This is a genomic window from Stenotrophomonas sp. YJH_SMC_69 (assembly GCF_059370495.1).
Window position 1 is genome coordinate 223,048 of the sequence record NZ_JCAFTS010000001.1, and the last position, 21,635, is coordinate 244,682.

The 21,635-nt window shown below is 66.6% G+C and carries 15 protein-coding genes; 5 read left to right on the forward strand and 10 right to left on the reverse strand.

Features of this window, described 5'->3' with window-relative positions:
* Window position 1: 1 nt before the first annotated feature.
* From AC5P8F_RS01095 to AC5P8F_RS01125, 7 genes are all read right to left on the reverse strand, one after another.
* Window positions 2–910: a biotin-independent malonate decarboxylase subunit beta gene (locus AC5P8F_RS01095; RefSeq protein ID WP_197606262.1), complete on the reverse strand. Its 909-nt coding sequence runs from the start codon at window positions 908–910 to the stop codon at window positions 2–4.
* Window positions 907–1,227, reverse strand: a complete 321-nt coding sequence (gene mdcC, locus AC5P8F_RS01100) for a malonate decarboxylase acyl carrier protein (protein WP_134808613.1) — start codon at window positions 1,225–1,227, stop codon at window positions 907–909. Before mdcC ends, AC5P8F_RS01095 begins: the two co-directional genes overlap by 4 nt.
* A 10-nt stretch (window positions 1,228–1,237) precedes the next feature.
* Window positions 1,238–2,881 (reverse strand): malonate decarboxylase subunit alpha, encoded by a 1,644-nt coding sequence (gene mdcA, locus AC5P8F_RS01105; RefSeq protein WP_075076128.1) that lies wholly within the window; start codon window positions 2,879–2,881, stop codon window positions 1,238–1,240.
* Window positions 2,882–3,062: 181 nt separating this feature from the next.
* Complete coding sequence (locus tag AC5P8F_RS01110) at window positions 3,063–5,255, reverse strand: TonB-dependent siderophore receptor (RefSeq protein ID WP_075076127.1); 2,193 nt, start codon at window positions 5,253–5,255, stop codon at window positions 3,063–3,065.
* A 326-nt stretch (window positions 5,256–5,581) separates the two neighbouring features.
* Window positions 5,582–7,270: a malate dehydrogenase (quinone) gene (gene mqo, locus AC5P8F_RS01115; RefSeq protein ID WP_197621618.1), complete on the reverse strand. Its 1,689-nt coding sequence runs from the start codon at window positions 7,268–7,270 to the stop codon at window positions 5,582–5,584.
* A gap of 191 nt (window positions 7,271–7,461) precedes the next feature.
* Window positions 7,462–7,908, reverse strand: coding sequence for a GNAT family N-acetyltransferase (locus AC5P8F_RS01120; protein ID WP_495227555.1), 447 nt, complete (start codon window positions 7,906–7,908; stop codon window positions 7,462–7,464).
* 185 nt (window positions 7,909–8,093) lie between these two features.
* Entirely contained in the window at window positions 8,094–8,999 is a 906-nt protein-coding gene (locus tag AC5P8F_RS01125; protein WP_049441179.1) for a LysR family transcriptional regulator ArgP, read from the reverse strand.
* A 137-nt stretch (window positions 9,000–9,136) separates the two neighbouring features.
* Between AC5P8F_RS01125 and AC5P8F_RS01130 the strand changes: the two genes are divergently transcribed.
* Window positions 9,137–9,772: a LysE/ArgO family amino acid transporter gene (locus AC5P8F_RS01130; protein WP_005415673.1), complete on the forward strand. Its 636-nt coding sequence runs from the start codon at window positions 9,137–9,139 to the stop codon at window positions 9,770–9,772.
* A gap of 163 nt (window positions 9,773–9,935) precedes the next feature.
* Window positions 9,936–11,924, forward strand: a complete 1,989-nt coding sequence (locus AC5P8F_RS01135) for an alpha/beta hydrolase family protein (protein ID WP_142234412.1) — start codon at window positions 9,936–9,938, stop codon at window positions 11,922–11,924.
* A 54-nt stretch (window positions 11,925–11,978) separates the two neighbouring features.
* Here the strand turns inward: AC5P8F_RS01135 and AC5P8F_RS01140 are convergent, their stop codons facing one another.
* From AC5P8F_RS01140 to AC5P8F_RS01150, 3 genes are all read right to left on the reverse strand, one after another.
* Window positions 11,979–13,733 carry a peptide MFS transporter gene (locus tag AC5P8F_RS01140; RefSeq protein WP_049441185.1) on the reverse strand — a complete coding sequence of 585 codons (1,755 nt, stop codon included), beginning with the start codon at window positions 13,731–13,733 and terminating at the stop codon, window positions 11,979–11,981.
* A gap of 109 nt (window positions 13,734–13,842) precedes the next feature.
* On the reverse strand, window positions 13,843–14,991 hold the full coding sequence (locus AC5P8F_RS01145; RefSeq protein WP_126411830.1) for an acetyltransferase domain-containing protein: 1,149 nt from the start codon (window positions 14,989–14,991) through the stop codon (window positions 13,843–13,845).
* Between the two features lie 91 nt (window positions 14,992–15,082).
* Window positions 15,083–15,625, reverse strand: coding sequence for a hypothetical protein (locus tag AC5P8F_RS01150; RefSeq protein WP_227863628.1), 543 nt, complete (start codon window positions 15,623–15,625; stop codon window positions 15,083–15,085).
* Between the two features lie 277 nt (window positions 15,626–15,902).
* Here AC5P8F_RS01150 and AC5P8F_RS01155 point away from each other — a divergent pair, with 277 nt between their 5' ends.
* From AC5P8F_RS01155 to AC5P8F_RS01165, 3 genes are all read left to right on the forward strand, one after another.
* A complete protein-coding gene (locus AC5P8F_RS01155; protein WP_014646348.1) occupies window positions 15,903–17,867 on the forward strand; it encodes an OPT family oligopeptide transporter in 1,965 nt (654 codons plus the stop codon).
* Between the two features lie 241 nt (window positions 17,868–18,108).
* Window positions 18,109–20,187, forward strand: coding sequence for an alpha/beta hydrolase family protein (locus AC5P8F_RS01160; protein ID WP_032961353.1), 2,079 nt, complete (start codon window positions 18,109–18,111; stop codon window positions 20,185–20,187).
* A gap of 140 nt (window positions 20,188–20,327) precedes the next feature.
* On the forward strand, window positions 20,328–21,572 hold the full coding sequence (locus tag AC5P8F_RS01165) for a DUF819 family protein (RefSeq protein ID WP_046429580.1): 1,245 nt from the start codon (window positions 20,328–20,330) through the stop codon (window positions 21,570–21,572).
* The last annotated feature ends 63 nt before the right edge of the window (window positions 21,573–21,635 follow it).

Here is a 21,635-nt window from a genome sequence, read left to right on the forward strand (position 1 = left end):
CTCATGGCAGGCTCCGGTCGGCGGTGGCGATGAGGAACTCATCGGTGTCGAGCAGCGGTAGTCGCTCGGGGGCTGCGATGCCTTGGCGGGCCCAGATCTCCAGGCCATCGCGGCAATCGCCCCAGGCCTGCACGCGCGCCTTCAATGCCGCATGGCGTTCCTGCAGCGCAGCCAGTGCAGTATCCGGATCGGTGCTACTGGTATCAGGCTGAAGCGCGTTGCTGGCCGCCTGCGCGAAGGCCTCGATGGCATCCGGCACCAGCACCTGTGCCTGGTCGATCAGGTAGCGGTGCTTGCCTCCCGTTACGCGCCAGACCAGCGCGCGATCGCGGGAATCGAACTCTTCCACGCCGCGCACGGTTTCGATCACTTCCGGGCCGGACAGCGACAGGCGCCCCTCTTCGGACATGATGACCGTGCTGCAGCAGCGGGCGACGATGCCCATGCCGCCGAAGGCGCCGTTGCCGCTGCCGATCAGCGCGATCACCGGCACACCCGCTGCACGCGCGTCCAGGGTGGCGCGCATGATCTCGGAAATGGCGATGAGCCCTGCATTGGCTTCGTGCAGGCGCACACCACCGGTGTCCAGCAGCAGAAGCACGCCTTCGGGATGTGTTTCGGCTGCGCGACGCAGCAGCCCGGTCAGTTTGGCACCGTGCACTTCGCCCACGCCGCCGCCCATGAATTCACCCTGCTGCGCGGCCAGCAGCACGCGTCGGCCACGCAGCGTGGCTTCGCCGACAACGACGCCGTCGTCGAACGCCGCGGGCTGGTCGAGCTGTGCCAGGTGCGGGCTCATCATCCGCCGCGCCGGGCCGAGGAATTCCCTGAAGGAACCGGCATCGACCAGGCTGGCGATACGCTCGCGCGCATCGGCTTCGTAGTAGCTGTAGCGCTGCGTCCGGTTCATCGTGGATCTCCAGCACGCAGGGTTTCCACGGCTTGGTCCAGGCGCAGGCTGACCACCGCCGGGGTGGCACCGGCATCGTTGATCGAGATGCGTACATCGCGTAGCGGATGACGCTGTGCGAAGTCGTTGATCACCGCTTGCCACACGCTGCCGAAGCCCTTCGCGGCGGTGATGATGCGCACCGTCATCGCGCCTTCCAGCGCAGCGGGTTCCAGCAGGATTTCCAGGTTGCCCGAGGCCAGCACGCCGACCAGCACCGCTTCGCGCGGGAACTGCACCGCAGTGTGTCCTTCGAATCGATAGTCGAGGGTTTCCATGCTCAGCCCCTTACCAGTTGCGGAAGCGCTTGGGCGGGTCGTACAGACCGCCGGACCAGCGCACCAGGTCCTTCACCGAACGCGCCGCCAGCAGGTCACGGCTGGCATCGCGCACGGAGATGCCAAGGTCATCGGGACGGCGGATCACGCCGCGGTCGCGCAGGTTTTCCACCATCGCGCGGTCGCGGCCCAGGCCCACGGCGGTATAGCCGGCCACGCCGCGGATCGCCTGTTCGCGTTCCTCAGGGGTGCGGCACAAAAGCAGGTTGGCGATGCCTTCTTCGGTCAGCACATGGCTGACGTCGTCGCCATAGATCATCACCGGCGGCAGCGGCATCTGCGCGCGCTCGGCCAGTTCCCAGGCATCGAGCCTTTCGACGAAGGCCGGTGCCATGTGCTCGCGGAAGGTTTCCACCATCTGCACCACCAGCTTGCGCCCGCGTGGCATTTCGCCCGGGCGCGCAGCCTGTTGCCCGGCCTTGATCCAGGCCTCGCTGGCATGGCGGCGGCCGCGTGCGTCCGAGCCCATGTTCGGTGCACCGCCGAAGCCGGCGATGCGGTCACGGGTGGCAGTGGAACTGTTGCCCTGTAGGTCGATCTGCAGGGTGGAGCCGATGAACATGTCACAGGCATACAGGCCGGCGGTCTGCGAGAACGCGCGGTTGGAACGCATCGAGCCATCGGCGCCGGTGAAGAACACATCACCTCGCGCGGCGATGTATTTCTCCATGCCCAGTTCCGAACCGAACGAATGCACCGATCTGACGAAGCCCGATTCGATCGCCGGAATCAGTGCCGGGTGGGGGTTCAACGCCCAGTGCTGGCAGATCTTTCCCTTCAGCCCGAGCGATTCGGCGTAGGTGGGGAGCAGCAGTTCGATGGCCGCCGTATCGAAGCCGATGCCATGGTTGAGGCGGTTCACGCCGTACTCGGCGTAGATGCCCTTGATCGCCATCATCGCCATCAACACCTGGATCTCGGAGATCTGCGCCGGGTCGCGGGTGAACAGCGGTTCGATGTGGTTCGGCTTCGGCGCCTGCACCACGAAGTTGACCCAGTCAGCGGGAATGTCGACGCGGGGGAGGGCGTCGACGATCTCGTTGACCTGGGCGATGACGATGCCGCCACCGAAGGCAGTGGCTTCGACGATCACCGGCGTGTCTTCGGTGTTCGGGCCGGTGTACAGGTTGCCGTGCCGGTCTGCGGCCTGCGCGGCGACCAGGGCCACGCGCGGGGTCAGGTCGATGAAGTAGCGGCCGAACAGTTCCAGGTAGGTGTGGATGGCACCGATCTGGATGCGCCCTTCAGCCACCAGGTTGGCCAGGCGCACCGACTGCGGGCCGGAGAACGAGAAGTCCAGTTTCGAAGCGATACCACGCTCGAATACATCCAGATGCGAGGGCAGCGACAGCACCGACTGCACCATGTGCAGGTCGTGCACGCGGGCCGGATCAAGATCGGCCAGGGCCTGGGCGAGGAAATCGGCCTGCTTCTGGTTGTTGCCCTCCAGGCAGACCTTGTCGCCGGGCTCCAGCAGTGCATGCAGCAGCTCGCCTACGTCGCCGGCGGCGACCTCGCGTCCCCGGGCCCACGGCGCGGCACGTTCCAGGCGGGCCTGGCGACTGCGTTCCAACGTATCCCAGCTCGGGTTCATTGACCGGCTTCCGACGGGTGTTGGAATAATTACGGCATAATTACGGCGTAGGGTGCAACCTGCAGTGCAGCAAAAGGAAAGGCCCGCACGGAGACGGGCCCATTCAGGTAGCCCACGACCGTGGTCGTGGCGGAGGGCGTGCCGACCAACGGTCGGCACCCACCTTGCACCCGTCGTTTGCTCAGAACTTCCAGCGCAGGCTGGCCGACACGAAGCGCGGCTCGCCGAAGTTGTTGTAGTCCAGGTTGGCCCAGTAGGTCTTGTCCAGCGCGTTGCGCACGCTCAGCGTCGCGGTCCAGTTGTCGCTGATGCGGTAGTTGGCGTTGAACTGCACCAGCGAATACGCCGGCTGGTTCACCGTCACCGTGCCGCCGAGCGGGTAGGCGATGTTGTAGCCCTGCACCCGGCTCTGCCACTGCAGGCCACCGCCGATGCTCAGTCGCTCCAGCGCGCCGCGCAGCTGCAGCTGGGTGTTGAGCTGCAGCAGGTCCTTGGGCGGATTGGCGTACAGCAGGTCGGTGGCGGCGCGGGTCACCTTGACGCGGGTGTAGCCGGCATTGACCGTCCAGCCCGGCAGGATCTCGCCGTTGACGTCCATCTCCCAACCGCGCGCCTTGGTGCCGTTGATGCCGATATAGGCCGAGCTGCCGTCGCTCAGCGTACCTTCCGGCACGCTCATGTCACGCACCGCGTAGTTGTCCTGCTTGGCCTCGAACACCGCCGCATTGGCGGTCAGGCGGCCATCGAACCACTGCGTCTTGATGCCCGCTTCCAGGTTCGAGCCCTGCACCGGTGCCAGCAGGTTCTCGTTGCGGTCCTTGTAGTTCTGCGGATTGAAGATCTCGGTGTAGCTGGCATAGGCCGACACGTTCGGGGTGATCTCGTAGACCAGGCCCACGTACGGAGTGACCTCATCGCTCACCTTGTATGCACCGCTGGTGCCGGTATAGGCGCCGGCAGCGTTGTACGAGCGGCTGAGCGTTTCCCAGCGGCTCAGGCGCGCACCGGCAATCAGCGACAGCGGCTCGGCCAGGCGCAGGCGGGTGGCCAGGTAGACGCCGCTCTGCGTGGTCTTGGCCACGCGGCGTGCGCCGGTGCGGGTGTAGGTCACTTCGGAGATGTCGCCGTTCCAGTTGAACACGTTGGGGATGTAGTAGCAGCGCTCACGCCCGCAGGTCGCCCAGTCGCCCGGGAAGTTCAGCGCCACGGTATTGGTGGTGCCTTCCAGGTCCGACCACTGCGCGCCGACGGTGAGGTCGTGGTCGCGGCCGAACAGCGGGAAGCTGCCGGTCAGGTAGGCATCGACATTGCGGCGGGTGTCCTTCGAATCACCGGCGGCCGCGCGCAGGTAGATGCCCGCGCCGGTCACCGGGTCCGGGTTGCCGGTGCCGTACAGGCGCACGTTCTGCACGTTGCCGCGGGTGTAGGCGGTGTTGATCTTCAGCAGCCAGTGGTCGCCGAAACGCTGTTCCAGGTTGGCGAAGGCGGTATTGCTTTCGCGCTTCCAGTAGCTCCACTTCGGCGACAGGTTGGTCGAGCGCGCCAGATGGGCGAAGTTGCCCTGGTTGTCGAAGAACGCCACGGTGCCCCAGGTCGAACCGGTCGGGTTGTTGTCCTGGGTCTGGTAGCCGACGGTAACCGTGGTGCTGTCGGTGACATCGCCTTCCAGCACCGCCATGCCGGCCATCTTGTTTTCCTTGTAGCGGTCGTAATACAGGCCACGATCGGTGTAGGCGGCGACCACGCGGCTGCGGAAGCGGCCGTCGGCGGTCAGCGGCGCGGTTACGTCGGCTTCCATGCGGCGGTAGTCCCAGCTACCGGCGCTGACCGCGAACGACGCGTCGAATTCCTTGCCGGGGCGCTTGCGCAGCAGGTTGACCGTGGCCGACGGCACGCCGGCGCCGCTGAGCAGGCCGTTGGCACCGCGGATCACTTCGATGCGGTCGTAGAAAGCGGTGTCGTACTCCTGGTTGGTCGAGCCGCTGTAGGTGGGAATGCCGTCGACCTGGAAGTCGGTGATGGCGAAGCCGCGCGCGTAGTACAGCGGGCGTTGCGTGTCATAGAAGGACACGCTGACGCCGGTCACGTTGCGCATCACATCGTTGATGCTGAACAGCGATTCGTCCTGCAGGCGCTGCAGGCTGATCGCGGTGGCCGACTGCGGGGTTTCCTGCAGGGTGATCGGCAGGCGCGTGGTACTGGCCGGCGGCGCCGACTGTTCGGCACGCACGCTCACCCGGTCCAGGGTCTTGGCGTCGGCAGCGCCATCAGTGGCGGCGAACGCGCTGGGCGCGGCCAGCAGGGTCAAAGACGAAAGCAGGGCAGCCGGCAGCAGCGCGCGGCGGGGCAGGCGGTTATCGAAGGTCAGGCACATGGTGGGCTCGAAGCGTGGAGGCGGGGAGGGGCGGCAACAGTCGTCCAGCACCCGGGGCGGCGGCTTCGGGCACGGTCAGGTCCGTCTGGGGCGAGGCGCGGTCACTGCGCAGGACGCAAATGTAAATAATTCTTAACAACATTACAATTCGCGTCATTGTGCGCAGGGTTCCCGGCACGGGGCATCGCTTTCTGTAAAGCCGAGCCATGCTCGGCTGCTTTTTGCCGGAGCCGAGCATGGGCTCGGCTCTACAGGCGGTAGCCTGCACAAACGCAAACGGCCACCCGAAGGTGGCCGTCCGTCTGCATCGAAGGGAACCTGCGGGCTTACAGCGCCTGCAGTTCCTCGTTGGCGTTGCGCTTTTCCTTGGCCGGCGCCGGAACCGCCGCCGGAGCGGGCGATGCCGCGTTCGCGTCCACCGGCACCTCCAGGTAGGGCAGCTGCAGGGTCTGGCTGGTCAGCGTGCGGATCTCGTTGACCAGCGCGGCGCTGTCGTTGAGCTTGCGCCCGTACGACGGCACGATCTCGCGCAGGCGGGTTTCCCAGCCGGCCTTCATCTGCTCCGGGAAGGCCTTGGCCATCAGGTCAAGCATGATCGGCGGCGAGGTCGACGCGCCCGGCGACGCGCCGAGCAGGGCGGCGAGGGTGTGGTCCTTGTCGGTCACGATCTCGGTACCGAACTGCAGCACCGGGCCCTTCAGCGGATCGCGCTTGATGATCTGCACGCGCTGGCCGGCGGTGACCAGCTTCCAGTCACCCGGCTTGGCATTGGGGAAGTACTTGACCAGTTCGGCCTGGCGGTCGGCATCGTTCAGGCGCGCCTGTCCCATCAGGTACTGCACCAGGTCCAGGTTGTCCTTGCCCACTTCCAGCATCGGGCCAACGTTGTTGTGGGTGACCGAGGAATACAGGTCCCACCACGAGCCGTGCTTGAGGAACTTGGTGCTGTACAGCGCGAACGGCCCGAACAGGACCACCGGCTTGCCGTCCAGCTTGCGTGCATCCAGGTGCGGCACCGACATCGGCGGCGAACCGGTTTCGGCCATGCCGTAGGCCTTCACCCCATGGCGCGAGGTCACGTCCTGGCCCTGGAAGGCGAGGAACTGGCCGCCGACCGGGAAGCCGGCGTAGTCCTTCGATTCCGGAATGCCCGACATCTGCAGCAGCTTCAGTGCGGCGCCACCGGCACCGATGAACACGAAGCGGGCGTGGGTGGTGGATTCGGTGCCGGCCTTGAGGTCCTTCACCGTCACGTTCCAGCTCTTGTCGGCGTTCTGCCGCAGCGCGCTCACTTCATGGTTCAGGTGCAGGCTGAAGTTCGGGCTGCGCTGCAGGCCGGCGGTCAGCTGGCGGGTGATCACGCCGAAGTTGACGTCGGTGCCCAGCGGCATCCAGGTGGCGGCAACCTTCTGCTTCGGGTCACGGCCTTCCATCAGCAGCGGGGCCCACTGCTTGATCTGGGCCGGATCCTCGGAGTACTGCATGCCGTAGAACAGCGGATTCCTGACCAGGGCCTGCTGGCGCTTGTGCAGGTAGGCGATGTTGTCATCGCCCCAGACGAAGCTCATGTGCGGGGTCGGGTTGATGAAGTCGCTGGGCTGGCTCAGCCGGCCCTCCTTCACCTGATGCGACCAGAACTGGCGCGAGACCTCGAACGATTCGGCGATGCCGACCGCGCGCTTGGTCTCGATGCTGCCGTCGGGCAGTTCCGGGGTGTAGTTCAGTTCGGCGAACGCCGAGTGGCCGGTGCCGGCGTTGTTCCAGCCATCGGAGCTTTCACCGGCGACGCCGTCGAGGCGTTCGTAGACCTGGATGTTCCAGTCCGGCTGCAGCTCCTGCAGGTAGGTGGCCAGGGTGATGCTCATGATGCCGGCGCCGACCAGCACAACATCGACGGGCTTGTCGTTGCTGGCGGCAGGCACCGAGCGCTGGGTCAGCGGCCAGTACAGGAACAGCGCGGCGGCCAGCAACAGCAGCACGAGCAGGGCGAGAAGAGCCTTGCCAAATTTCTTCATGGGGGCGGGATCGTTGGCGGAGGGGAAGGGGTCAGGATGCGCGTGGGGCAGGGAAAGGGCGTGAAGAAACAACGCCTTGCATCATCCACCGATGATTCTAACCGGATCCGGTCCTTTTTTGATGCAACGCAGCATCCGACGTTTCGCGGCGCTGCCACATGGGCGGCAGGCGATGCCCGGCGACAGTGGGATCAGACCAGTTCAAGGATCTCGTCGCCAGCCTCATCGACCCCGCCGGTCGGGCGCCAGCCCAGGCGGCGGTAGAAGCCGTGCGAGCGCGAACGCGGGTCAGCCGAGCAGGCCAGGAACAGCCGCCGGTGGCCGGCATCGCGGGTCAGGCTGACCACTTCCTGCAGCAGCTGGCGGCCGATGCCGCGGCCCTCGTAGTCCGGCAGCAGGGCCACCACCAGCACCTCGCCGCTGTCGCGGTCGGCGAAGCAGTAGCCGGCCATGCGCTCGCCCTCCCAGGCGACGCGGCCGATCGAATCGCCCTGGGCGATGCCGGCCGCCCAGCTGTCCACAGTGATGCCCAGCTGGGCCAGCTGCTCGGCGCTGAAGGCGTTCTCGCGGGTGCGCCCACGCAGGTCGATGCAGGCAGCGGCATCCTCGGGGCGGGCGTCGCGCAGGTACACGGGCATGCCGGACATCCTTGTAATGGTCGGCCCGCCAGTATCCGCATCGCGCATGGACCCGGTGTGTAGGCTTGATGGAGATCCGATGGAGCCCCGAAAAAGGGGACGGAGGGGATTAAGCCGTATTTGCCTTGGATGTCGTATTGGCCTTAAGCGACTTAATTCCCTCCGTCCCCTTTTTGCGCTGCGCGTCAGCGCTTGCGCCGGATCAATGCCGAGGATGCATCCAGCACGGCGCGGGTCAGCAGGGCCATGGTCTGCACGTCGCCCTTCCAGTGCTGCCAGTACAGCGGCACGTCTTCCCACGCGCGCTGGCGTACGTAGACCAGTCGCCCGGCATCCAGGTGCCGCTTGACCAGCGGCAGCGGATTCATCGTCCAGCCCATGCCGCCCAGGTTGGCCTGCACAAAGGCGCGGGTGGAGGGGATCCACCAGGTCGGTGCGGTGCTGGGCAGGTCATCGCCGGCCATGCGCCGGGCGAAGCGCGACTGCATGTCGTCCTTGCGGTTGAACACCAGAACCGGTGCCTGCGCCAGTGCCTGCGCGGTCACGCCCTTGGCGAAGTGGCGTTCGCGGAACTCGGGGGTGCAGGTCGCTGCATAGCGGATGCTGCCCAGCGCGTGGATCTGGCAGCCCTGCACCGGCTCGTCCAGCGTGGTCACCGCACCCAGCACCGTGCCCTGGCGCAGCAGTTCGACGGTGTGGTCCTGGTCCTCCACGCGCAGGTCCAGGGTGGTCCCGGTGCCCTGCGCGAACTGCGCCGCGGCCTGCGGGAACCAGGTTTCCAGGCTGTCGTGGTTCACCGCCACCGGGATGCTGGCCTGGGGCAGGTCCTCATCCGCCAGGCCCATGCGGTGCAGCGCATCGTGTTCGAGCAGGGCGGTCTGCTCGGCCAGCTGCACCAGCAACTGGCCCTCGGCGGTCGCGGTGGCCGGGGTGCCACGCTTGACCAGCAGGCGGCCGATCCGGTCCTCCAGTGCCTTGACCCGCTGCGAGATGGCCGAGGGCGTGACATTCAGCGATTGCGCGGCGCGGTCGAAGCTGCCTTCGCGGATCACCGCGGCCAGGGCGCGCAGCTGGGCGTGATCGATGCGCATCGAATTAAGCTCCCCTAATGTTGGTTTAGGAAGTTTAGCTCGTCTTTTCCATGTTGCGGCGCGACAATGGCGCCCGTTCCGGTGCTGTCCGCCTTCGCGAGGCACCGTCCCCCAAGCAATACAAGGCAGTGAATCCCATGTTCTCGGTCATCTCCGCCAGCACCGGCCTCGGTGCCTGGTTCTCTGGTGCAGCCACCGGCATCGGCCTGTTCGCCGTGGTCGGCGCCCAGAGCGCCTTCATTCTGCGCCAGGGCATCCTGCGCAAGCACATCGTGCCGGTGGTCGCCACCTGCGCGGCCATCGATGCCATCTTCATCTTCGCCAGCGTGGCCGGCCTGCGCACGCTCACCTCGGCGCTGCCGTGGCTGACCACCGCCGTGCTGTGGACCGGTGTCGCGTTCCTGGCCTGGTATGCGATGAAGTCGGCACGCCGTGCGATCGCCGGCGGCGGTGGCATGGGCGAGGCCGACAGCGACGACGGCAGCCGCCGCGCGGTGCTGATGGCCGCGGTCGGCTTCTCGCTGATCAACCCGCACTTCTGGCTGGACATGATGGTGATCGGCTCCATCGCCGAGAACTTCGGCAATGCCCGCATGGCCTTCGCTGCGGGCGTGGTCACAGCCAGCTGCCTGTGGCTGACCGCGCAGGGCCTTGGCGCACGCCTGCTGGCGCCGCTGTTCACCAAGCCCAGCACCTGGCGCGTGCTCGACGGCACCATCGCCGTGATCCTCAGCATCCTGGCCCTCATGTTGGCGGTGCGCGGGGTCCACTGACCCGGCGCACGCCCCCCGAACCCACGTCCTGACTCTCTCTCCAAGGTAGTGGCAACGACGGCACCGGCAACGGTGCCGTCGTCTTTTCCGGCTCTGGCGGGAAACCCATTGCCCTGCCTAGAATCGGAGACCAGGACAAGGTGTCCACAGGAGCAGGGGAAGGATGCACAGGACGATTCTGGCGGCCGCACTGGCCGTCATCGGGGGCGTTGCCGCAGGCAGCGCGGGGGCGGTGGATCTGACGCAGTACCTGCGGCGGGAGACCTTCACCGACATCAAGATCTCGCCGGGGGGCGAGTACGTAGCGGCAACGGTGCCGAGGGAGGACAGCACCGCGATCGCGATCCTGCGCCTGAAGGACAAGGAGGTGGTCGGCAGTTTCTGGCCGCCCAGCCGCAACCACGCGCAGGAATTCGATTGGGTCAGCAACGAGCGCCTGTTGATCGGCCTGGCCCAGAAGTGGGGCTCGCTCGACCAACCCAATCCCACCGGCGAACTCTATGCCATCGACGCCAACGGCAACCGTGGCGAGCTGCTGGTCGGCTATCGCGTCGAAAGCAAGGGCCCGGGGACCCGCATCCAGCCGAAGAAGGTCGAAGCAGTGGCCGCCTTCCTGGCCGACGACCTGCCGGGCGACGAGCGCAACGTGCTGGTGACCGTATGGCCGCTGGCCGAGGATCCGTACACCCGCGTAGATCGCATGGATGTGACTACGGGTCGTCGCTCGCGGGTGGCGTCCTCGCCGGTACGGCGCGGCGAGTTCACCACCGACGGCGCCGGCGAAGTGCGCTTCGTGCATGGCTCGGGCAGCGACAACATCAACAAGCTGTACTTCCGCGAACGCAGCGGCGACAGCTGGAAGCTGATCAACGACGAGGCCGTCAGCAAGCGCATCGAAACCGCCCTCGGCTTCTCGGCCGATGACAGCCTGGCCTATCTCAACGTCGAGCAGACCCAGGGTCCGGACGCGATCGTCAGCTGGAACCCGCAGACCGGCGAGCGTGCCACGCTGCTGCGCGACGAGGTGGTCAATCCGTATCGCATCATCCATCGGCCCGGCACCCACGTGCCGGTGGGCGCGCTCTATCTGGGCGATACGCCGCGTACCCGGTTCTTCGACGAGAAGTCGCCGGAGGCGCGCCTGTACCGCAGCCTGGAAGCCGCCTTCGGAGGGCCGGTCTACATCACCTCCAGCACCCGCGATGGCCGTGTCGTGCTGGTGGAAACCTGGTCGGGCTCGAACCCGGGCGATTTCTACGTCTACGACACGGTGGCGCGCAAGGCTGACCACCTGATCAGCCGCAGCGACTGGATTGACGTGGACCGCAGTGCCAGCGTGAAGCCGATTGCACTGAAGGCGCGGGACGGGCTGCCGTTGCATGGCTTCCTGACCCTGCCGGCCGGCAGCAACGGCCGCAACCTGCCGATGGTGGTGATGCCGCATGGCGGTCCGTTCGACATCTTCGATTCCGGCCAGTACGACCGCGAAACCCAGATGCTGGCCGCCGCCGGGTATGCGGTGCTGCAGGTCAACTTCCGTGGGTCGGGCAATTACGGCCGGGCCCACACCCAGGCCGGTGCGCAGCAGTGGGGCGCGGCGATGCAGGACGATGTCACCGATGCCACCCGCTGGGCAATCAGCGAAGGCATCGCCGATGCTCGTCGCATCTGCATCTATGGCGCCAGCTACGGGGCCTACGCGGCGATGATGGGGGCCGCCCGCGAACCCGGGCTGTATCAGTGCGCGGCCGGCTATGTGGGGGTCTACGACCTGCCGATGATGTACACCCGTGGCGATATCCAGGACCGCGGCTCAGGCGTGACCTACCTGCGCGAATGGCTGGGTGATCCGGCCAAGCTGGGCGCGGTGTCGCCGGTGAACCTGGCCGAACGGATCAAGGTGCCGGTGTTCCTCGCGGCCGGTGGCGAAGACAAGCGTGCGCCGATCCAGCATACCGAGCGCATGGAAGCGGCGCTCAAGCGCGCCGGCACACCGGTGGAAAGCCTGTACTACAAGACCGAAGGCCACGGCTTCTACACCGAGGCGCATCGCAGCGAGTACTACGACAAGCTGCTGGCGTTCCTGGCGCGCAGCCTGGGGGGCAAGACCGCGACGACCGCGCCCGTGGCCGGCAAGGACAAGGCGCCCTGAGCTGACAGGGCGGCGGATGAATTTTCCGCCGCCCTGGTCTTCGGCACGCGGGACTTACTTCACCCCGTGCATCATCTTCTTCAGCAGCGGCGCGGCGATGAAGGCCACCAACGCGCAACCCAGGCCGATCCACATCAGCAGCCAGAACAGGTGCGCGTAGGCACCGGCGGCAGCCACCATGTCCAGCGATTCGCCTTCCGGCACCTCGATCGCGGCCAGCTTGCCGAACAGCGCGGCCAGCGTTTCCGAGAATGCGGTGGCCAGGAACCAAGTGCCCATCATCAGGCTCATCACCCGCGGCACGGCCAGCTGGGTCACCGCCGACAGGCCGACCGGCGAGAGGCACATCTCGCCGCTGGCCAGCAGGAAGTAGGCCAGCACCAGCCACCACACGCTGGCCATCTCGCCGGTGGCGCCCACCTGCTGTGCGGCCAGCGCCAGCGGCACGAACGACAGCGCGCCGATCACCAGGCCCCAGGCCGACTTCACCGGCTTGCCCGGTTCCCAGCCGCGGCGGTCCATCCACGTCCACAGCGCGGCGAAGGCCGGAGCGAGCAGCACCAGGAACAGGCCGCCGAGGTAGGTCAGCGAGCCGGCGGTCTGCGGAATCACCAGGCAGTCGCGCACCAGCAGCACCAGCATCAGTACGACGATGGCGGCGAAGAACGTGCGCGGCGCGGCCGAGCCCGGGCGCCGTTCCGACAGGCGCGCGCTGACCACGAAGCCGAGCGGTGCCAGCAGCAGCGAGAGGATCGACCACGGCAGCGGCGTGCCGCCGGTGATCACCAGCGAGGGCACGATGTCCTTGGTCAGCAGGCGGTCGGTGAAGGTCACCCACGAGCCGTAGGACTGCTCGTACATCGTGAAGAACACCAGCGCCATGAAGATCAGCACCATCAGCGCGATCATCTGCTGGCGCTGCACCGGCGTGCATTTCGTGCCGGTGAACCAGGCGAACCAGACCAGCACGCCGCCCAGCACCACCAGCATCAGCATCAGCGCCAGGCTGATTTCACCGCCCAGCGCGAACGCGCCGTTGCCGGCGGCCCACATCAGCCATGCCACCGGCAGCACGCCGAGCACCGCGCACAGATAGATGAGCCATTCGCGTGGCAGGCCCAGCACCTTCTGCTTCAGCGCCGCCGGTTGCGGCGGTTCGGCATGGCCCTGCAGGTACTTCTGGCCCCACAGGAACATCGCCAGGCCGGCCAGCATGCCGATGCCGGCCGCACCGAAACCGTACTTCCAGCCGTAGGCCTCACCGAGGAAGCCACACACCAGGGACGAGAACAGCGCGCCGAGGTTGATGCCGGCGTAGAACAGCGAAAAGCCCGAGTCGCGACGCGGGTCGTCCTTGGCGTACAGCTTGCCGACAATGGTGGAGATGTTCGGCTTCAGGAAGCCGACGCCCATGATGATCAGCGCCAGCGACAGGTAGGTCACCGCCAGCGCCGAGGTGTCGCGCACCACTTCGCCGTTCACCCGGTACGCGGCGTGGCCCTCGAAGGCCATGCCGAGGTGGCCGAGTACCAGCAGGATGCCGCCGAACAGCACTGCCCGGCGCATGCCCAGCCAGCGGTCGGCCAGCATGCCGCCGAACACCGGGATGCAGTACACCAGGCCACCGTAGGCACCGAGCAGGTCCAGGCCGGCCTTGTCGCCGAACAGGTGGTATTTGGTCAGGTACAGCAGCAACAGCGCCTTCATGCCGTAGAAGGAGAAGCGCTCCCACATTTCAGTGAAGAAGCAGACGTAGACGCCCTTGGGGTGGCCCAGGAAGTCGTCGGAAGCAGAGGCGGCAACGGTCATCGACGGCGGGGACAGCGGAAAGGGCGCGATTATAGGCCTCTGGGCCTGGGCAGGCAGCCGCCGGTGGATCCACGCCATGCAGGGATGGCGCTCCCCCGGCGGCCACCGCTCACAGGTATCGCAACCAAGGCAGATCGCGCCTTCGCGCTTTGAACCGCGCGAAGGCCCGCGTCGGGGGGTACAGCACCACCGCCAGCGCACAGGCCACCAGCAGCAGGCCGCTGACCGAATCCAGGGCATACAGTTCGCCATGGGTCGGTCCCCAGGCCGCCAACGCGGCCAGGTACAGCCCCTTCAGTACGTACAGGTGCAGCAGGTAGAAGAACATCGGCGCGGCGCCGATATCGGACAGCGGGCGCAGCGCACGCGCGAGGGGCGGCCATTCGTACAAGCGCAGCAGCAACAGCCCCACGCCCAGGGTCAGCAACAGGAACTGCAATGACGGCGGGTACTTGGTGACGTTGAAGATGCTCAACCACGTGCGCAGCGTAGTGGTCTGGTACGACCAGGGAGCATCCCCATACTGGTTGGCGAACCGCAGCAGCGCGAACAGGGCCAGCGCGCCGACGCCTGCCCACAGCAGCCAGCGCTGGCGCTGCTCCGGCGCGCGCGCGCGGCCGAACCAGGGCCCCATCAGATAACCCAGCGCAATCACCCCGATCCACGGCAGTACCGGATAGGAGGTGCGCAGGCGCAGCGCGCCGGCCTCGATCCAGTCGCGCTGGTGCAGCACTTTCCACAGCACCGCCAGCAGGCCGTTTCCTTGCACCCGAAGGCCGTCGAACAGGTTGTGCCCGGCCACCACCGCGATTGCCAGCATCAGCAGGGCCGGGCGTGGCAGCCATAGCAGCCCGGCCAGCGCGATCATGCTCAGCCCGATGGCCCAGATCACCTGCAGGTACAGCGTTTCCGGCGGCAGCTGGAAGGTCCAGGCGAAATTCACCAGGGTCAGTTCCAGCACCACCAGGAACAGCCCGCGCTTGAGCAGGAACGCAGCTGTGGCCCCGCGCGGATCCGCCTGGCGCTGGCCGTACAGCCAGGCCGACAGCCCGGTCAGCAGCACGAACACGGGGGCGCACAGGTGGGCCAACAGACGGCAGGCGAACAGCGCAGGGGAGACCGTCGCTGCGTCCATCGGGTCGCTCACCTGGTGCTGCAGGAAGAAGGTCTCGCGCACGTGGTCCAGCAGCATCAACAGCATCACGGTGCCGCGCAGCTGGTCGATGGAGGCCAGGCGGGTAGTGGGGGAAGGGGCCACGTACGAAGTTCGGTCGGCGTGGCAGGATATAACATAACAATTGCGTCTTTCCAGCGCGTGCTGAGCTGTTCCGACGAGCGCGCGCGTCGGCTCAGGGCAGGCAAACCGAGGGGCTCCAGCCCAGCGCCTCGTCGTAGTGGACCTGGATCGCTCGCAGGCTCCCGTCGGGGTTGGCCTTCAAGCAGAATCGGGCGCTGTGGTGTTGCGTGGCGCCGGTCCTGGTGGCCGACAGCGATACGTCGTACAGGCGTCCGGGCTGCAGCGGCATCGCCGTCTGCCTTGTAATGGCGTTGGCTGGCACTTCTCCGTAGACCACGCAGGCTCCGGGGGGAAGTGGGATTGATGCGGGATGGGCAAAGTAGAAAGACCATTGCCGCCGCAGCGGTGGAGTAATTGCGTCATGCACCTCCACACCAAACACCTCTGGAGTTTTACCGATACGCTTGCGCTCCTTCTTGGGTAGTCCGAAACAAGGTTTGCCGGCGTGGTCGGTGATCTCGACTGCGCCAATGCGGCTCCAGGCAGATGCGTAATCGCAAAGCGGCATCAGGCAGGTCAGGGTCACGACAGCTACGACCGGTGATTTGATCGGGCGGATCCGCAGTGGGTTGTTCATCGGGCGGCTCAGCGTCATCGGTTCAGATCATGAACACGATGCACGGGGCGTTGAGGCACTTCAAACGATGATGGCTGGAATGCTGCAGTACTGGTTGGCCTGGCCCCTGCAGGACAAAGAGACCGCGAGGCCCGGCAGCCCTCCGGGATGTGCCTCACGCGCTTGATGCGTTGGCCGAGTTTGGCCAGAAACGACTATCTCACTGCCGACCTGGCCGCAACCCTCCCGAACCGCACTGGACTTGCCGCCTCCTGAACGCTAGCGTGCAGGGGATTTTTTGCCAGCAGGGGCTCCCATGAACCACGACGCTGCGCCCAAGCAGCTCACCTTCCGCGCAGTGGCCCTGGCCATCGTGCTGGCGGTGGTGCTGTCGGCCGCAAACGCCTACCTCGGTCTGTTCGCAGGCCTGACCATCGCCACCGCCATTCCCGCCGCGGTGATTTCAATGGGCGTGCTGCGCCTGCTGGGCGGTGGCTCCATCCTCGAGAACAACATCGTGCAGACCGGCGCCTCGGCCGGTTCATCGATCGCCGCCGGTGTGATCTTCACCATCCCGGCGCTGGTGATCATGGGCTACTGGCCGGACTTCAAGTACTGGTGGGTGCTGGGCATCGCCGGCCTCGGTGGCCTGTTGGGCGTGCTGTTCTCGGTGCCGCTGCGCCGTTCGATGATTGTCGAAGACCCGCTGCCGTTCCCGGAAGGCAAGGCTGCGGCCGAAGTGCTCAAGGCCGGTGAAAATCCGGGCCCGGGCCTGAAGATCCTCGGCCTGTCGGCGGTGATCGGTGCCTTCGTCAAGCTGGCCGCGGAAAGCGGCATGCGCCTGATTCCCGATGCCTGGGCCACCTCGGCCTACGTCGGCAGTTCCAAGGTCACCGCCTTCATCGGCACCAACCTGTCGCCGGCACTGCTGGGCGTGGGCTACATCGTCGGCCTCAACGTCGGCATCGTGGTGGTGTCCGGCTCGATCCTGACCTGGCACATCGCCATTCCGATCTACCAGGCGTTCTTCATGAACACCGATCCGGCACTGGCCGCGTCGGTTGCCGCTGCCTCGTCCACCGAGGCAGCGTTCGCCATCTGGGGCGCGAAGATGCGCTACCTGGGCGTCGGTGCGATGCTGATCGGTGGCATCTGGACCCTGATCTCGCTGCGCAAGTCGCTGCTCAACGGTGTCAAGAGCGGCTTTGCCGCCGCCCGCAAGAGCGGTGGCCCGGTGCTGGCGCACACCGAGCGCGACCTGCCGATGAAGTGGATGCTGGTCGCCCTGGTGGTGTTCGTGCTGCCGCTGCTGGCCCTGTACCAGGCCATCGTCGGCCAGTGGCACGTGTCCATCCCGATGACCCTCATCATGATCGTCGCCGGCTTCCTGTTCGTTTCGGTCTCGGCCTACCTGGCCGGCCTGATCGGCTCGTCCAACAACCCGGTTTCGGGCATCACCATCTCCACCATCCTGTTCGCTTCGGCCGTGCTGGTGGTGCTGCTGGGCAAGGATGGCCTGCAGCCGGTCGGCGCCTTCGGCGCGCCGCTGGGCGCGGTGGCCGCGATCATGATCGGCGCGGTGGTGTGCTGTGCTGCAGCGGTCGGCGGTGACAACCTGCAGGACCTCAAGGCCGGTTACATCGTCGGTGCCACCCCGTGGAAGCAGCAGCTGATGCTGGGCATCGGTGCGTTCTCGTGCGCGCTGATCATGGCCCCGGTGCTGAACCTGCTGGCCACCGCCTACGGCATCGGCGTGAAGTCGGAGCTGCACCCGAACGCGCTGGCCGCGCCGCAGGCCAACCTGATGGCCTCGGTGGCCAAGGGCCTGTTCGGTGGTGAACTGCCGTGGACCTTCATCGGCATCGGTGCCGTGGTCGGTGCCGCCATCATCGCGTTCGACAGCTGGCTGAAGTCGCGCAACGCCCGCTTCCGCGTGCCTGTGCTGGCCGCCGCCATCGGCATCTACCTGCCGCTGGAACTGATGGTGCCGATCTTCCTCGGCGGCCTGATCGCCTACCTCGTCGAGCGCTTCCACAAGGTGCGTGCCGATGACGAAGAAGGTCGCGACCGCGTGCACAAGCCGGGCGTGCTGTTCGCCGCCGGCCTGATCACCGGTGAGGCACTGATGGGCATCGCCATCGCGATTCCGATCGTGGTGAGCAGTCGCGCCGACGTGCTGGCCGTGCCGTTCCACCTGCCGGGCGCACAGTGGATCGGCCTGGCCGTGCTGTTCCTGGTCGGCTGGCTGATCTACCGCACCGGCAAGCGCGCCATGGCGTAAGGGTTGGGGTCGGATCCCTTCCCGCAGGGAAGGGCTCTGACCCCGGGTTGACAGCGTCTGGGGTCAGAGCCGATTCCGTCGGAATCGGATCCGACCCCGGTGTCCCCACAAACCGCGCCACGGCGCGGTTTGCTTTTTCTGGCGGCGGGGCCGCGCCCCACCGGCAGCCATGACCGATGGCCTTGGCAGCCCCGGCCGCACGGGCCTACCATCGGTTTTTTGCCGTCCTGCGGAGACCCCGATGAAACTGCGTCATGCCCTGCTGCCACTGAGCCTGCTGGCCGCCCTGCCCAGCGTCGCCGCTGCCCGTGGCCTGGAAGTCCGCGACATGGTGGCCATGGACCGCGTCTCAGCGCCGGTACTGACCGCTGACGGCGGCACCGTGGTGTTCGCCAAGCGCAGCGTGGATGCCAACCTGAAGGCCTCCACCGCGCTGTACGCGCGCAACCTGCGTACCCGCGACGCAGCACCGCCGAAGCAGATCACCCCGGCCGGCTGGAACGTCAATTCCGCTTCGCTGTCGGCCGATGGCCAGACCGTGTATTTCCTCAGCGCCAGGAACGGCAGCCAGCAGCTGTACGCGCAGCCGGTCAGCGGCGGCGCCCCGCGCCAGCTGACCGACTTCCCGGTCGACGTGGACAGCTACCACGTGTCGCCGCAGGACGACCGCGTGCTGTTCAGCGCCGGCGTGTTCCAGGCCTGTGCCTCGGACCTGGCCTGCACCGAGAAGAAGCTCAAGGACGTCGCCGGCGCCAAGGCCAGTGGAAAGGTCTTCGATTCGCTGTTCGTGCGCCACTGGGATACCTGGAACGACGGCCGCCGCAACACCCTGTTCGTCGCGCCGCTGCCGGCAGCCAAGGCCGGTCCGGTCAAGGGCGCTTCCGCGCTGAGCGCCACCATCGACGGTGATGCCCCGTCCAAGCCGTTCGGCGGCAATGATGATTTCGCGTGGTCGCCGGATGGCGCCAGCGTGGTCGCCAGCATCCGCGTGGCCGGCAAGCAGGAGCCGTGGTCGACCAACTTCGACCTGTACCGCTTCGACGCGGCGGGCAAGCAGGCGCCGGTCAACCTGACCGCCTCCAACCCGGCCTGGGATGCCGGCCCGGTGTTCAGTGCCGACGGCAAGACCCTGTTCTACCGCGCGATGAAGCGCCCGGGCTTCGAGGCTGACCGCTTCGGCCTGATGGCGATGGACCTGGCCAGTGGCAAGACCCGCGAGATCGCCCCGCAGTGGGATCGTTCGGCTGGCGGCATCACCCTGTCCGCCGACGGCGCCAGCATCTACACCACGGCCGATGACCTCGGCGAACACCCGCTGTTCCAGATCGACGTGGCCAGCGGCAAGGCCACCAAGCTGATCGGCGACGGCAGCGTGACCTCGGTGGATGTGGCCGGCAACAGCGTGGCGATCACCCGCAACAGCCTGAAGAGCAACGATCAGGTGCTGGTTGGCTTGCTGCCGGCCGCGGGCGAAGCCATCGGCGAGCTGCGCGCGCTGACCCCGGCCGCTGGTGAGGTGCTCAAGGATGTCAGCTTCGGCGACTACGAACAGTTCGAGTTCAAGGGCTGGAACAACGACACCGTGCATGGCTACGTGGTCAAGCCGCACAACTACCAGGAAGGCAAGTCGTACCCGGTCGCGTTCCTGATCCACGGCGGCCCGCAGGGCAGCTTCGGCAATGGCTGGAGCTACCGCTGGAATCCGCAGACCTACGCGGGCCAGGGCTATGCGGTGGTGATGATCGACTTCCACGGCTCCACCGGCTACGGCCAGGCGTTCACCGATGCGATCAGCCAGCACTGGGGCGACCGCCCGCTGGAAGACCTGCAGAAGGGCTGGGATGCGGCGCTGAAGAAGTATTCCTTCCTCAATGGTGACAAGGCCTGTGCGCTGGGCGCCAGCTACGGCGGCTTCATGGTCAACTGGATTGCCGGCAACTGGAACGGCCCGTTCAAGTGCCTGGTCAACCATGACGGCGTGTTCGACCAGCGCATGATGGGCTACGCCACCGAAGAACTGTGGTTCACCGAGTGGGAGCAGGGCGGTACGCCGTACCAGAAGGCGGCGAACTACGAGAAGTTCAACCCGGTCAACCACGTGGCGGACTGGAAGAAGCCGATCCTGGTCATCCACGGCCAGCAGGACTTCCGCATTCCGGTCGAGCAGGGCCTGGCCGCGTTCACCGCTGCCCAGCGCCAGGGCATCGAATCGAAGTTCCTGTACTTCCCGGATGAAAACCACTGGGTGCTGAAGCCGAACAACAGCATCCTGTGGCATGACACCGTCAATGCCTGGCTGAAGCAGCACATCGGCAACTGATGGTTGCGGCGCCGCCCTCCGGGGCGGCGCTTCTGTTTCACCATCTGCTTTACCGGTGGGTGCCGACCGTTGGTCGGCACACCTTCCTGATCTGCCGCCACCAGCAGCCGGCCAGCGGCCGGCTCTACCAGAGCGCCTGCATGCCTTCGACTGCCCTGATCCAGAACGACATCGTCGTCTTCGGTTTGATCGCCGCCACTCTTGGCGCCGTGTTCTGGACCGCCTCGCGCGAGCAGGGGCTGTGGAAGCGCTTCTATACGTTCGTGCCAGCGCTGCTGCTGTGCTACCTGATTCCCGGCATCTACAACACCGTCGGCCTGATCGACGGCCAGAACACCAAGCTCTACAACCCGATCGCGCGCGACATCCTGTTGCCGGCGGCGCTGATCCTGCTGACCCTGGCAGTGGATATCAAGGGCATCCTGCGGCTCGGCCCGAAGCTGGTACTGATGTACCTGGGCGCCTCGGCCAGCATCATGCTCGGTGCGGTGGTGGCGTTCCTGGTGATGCGCGCGATCCATCCCGACACCGTGGCCGGCGATACCTGGGCCGGCATGGCGGCACTGGCCGGCAGCTGGATCGGTGGTGGTGCCAACATGCTGGCGATGCGCGAAGTGTTCGACGTCAACGCGACCACCTTTGGCCAGTTCGCGGTGGTCGATGTCGGCGTCGGTTACGTGTGGATGGCCGCGCTGATCTTCCTGGCAGGACGTGCAGCGAAGATCGATGCACGCAGTGGCGCTGATACCTCGGCCATCGATGAACTGAAGGAGCGCATCGCGCGCTTCCAGGCCGAGCACGAACGCATTCCCAGCCTGACCGACCTGATGCTGATCGTGGCGGTGGCCTTCGGCGGCGTCGGCCTGTCGCATGCGATCGGTGCGCCGCTGGCGGCCTGGTTCAAGGCCAACGTCAGCTGGGCGTCGCAGTTCAGCCTGGACGCGCCGTTCGTGTGGGTGGTGGTGCTGTCGACCACGCTGGGCCTGAGCCTGAGTTTCACCCGCGCACGCAACCTGGAAGGGGCGGGTGCATCGCGGCTGGGTTCGTTGCTGCTGTACTTCCTGATCGCCTGCATCGGCATGCAGATGGATCTGCTGGCGCTGCTGGATCGCCCGTGGCTGTTCCTGCTTGGCCTGATCTGGATTGCCGTGCACATCGTGCTGCTGTGGTGCCTGGGCAAGCTGCTGAAGGTGCCGTTCTTCTATTTCGCCGTCGGTTCGCAGTCGAACATCGGTGGCCCGGCCTCGGCGCCGGTGGTGGCGGCCGCGTTCCATCCGGCCCTGGCGCCGGTGGGCGTGCTGCTGGGCACGATGGGCTATGCCACCGGCACCTACCTGGCCTACATCGTCGGCATCACCCTGCGCGCACTGGCCGGGCAGGGCTGATACGGCGACGGGGTGATGGGGTCAGATCCCTTTTGCGACGCAAAAGGGATCTGACCCCGGTTC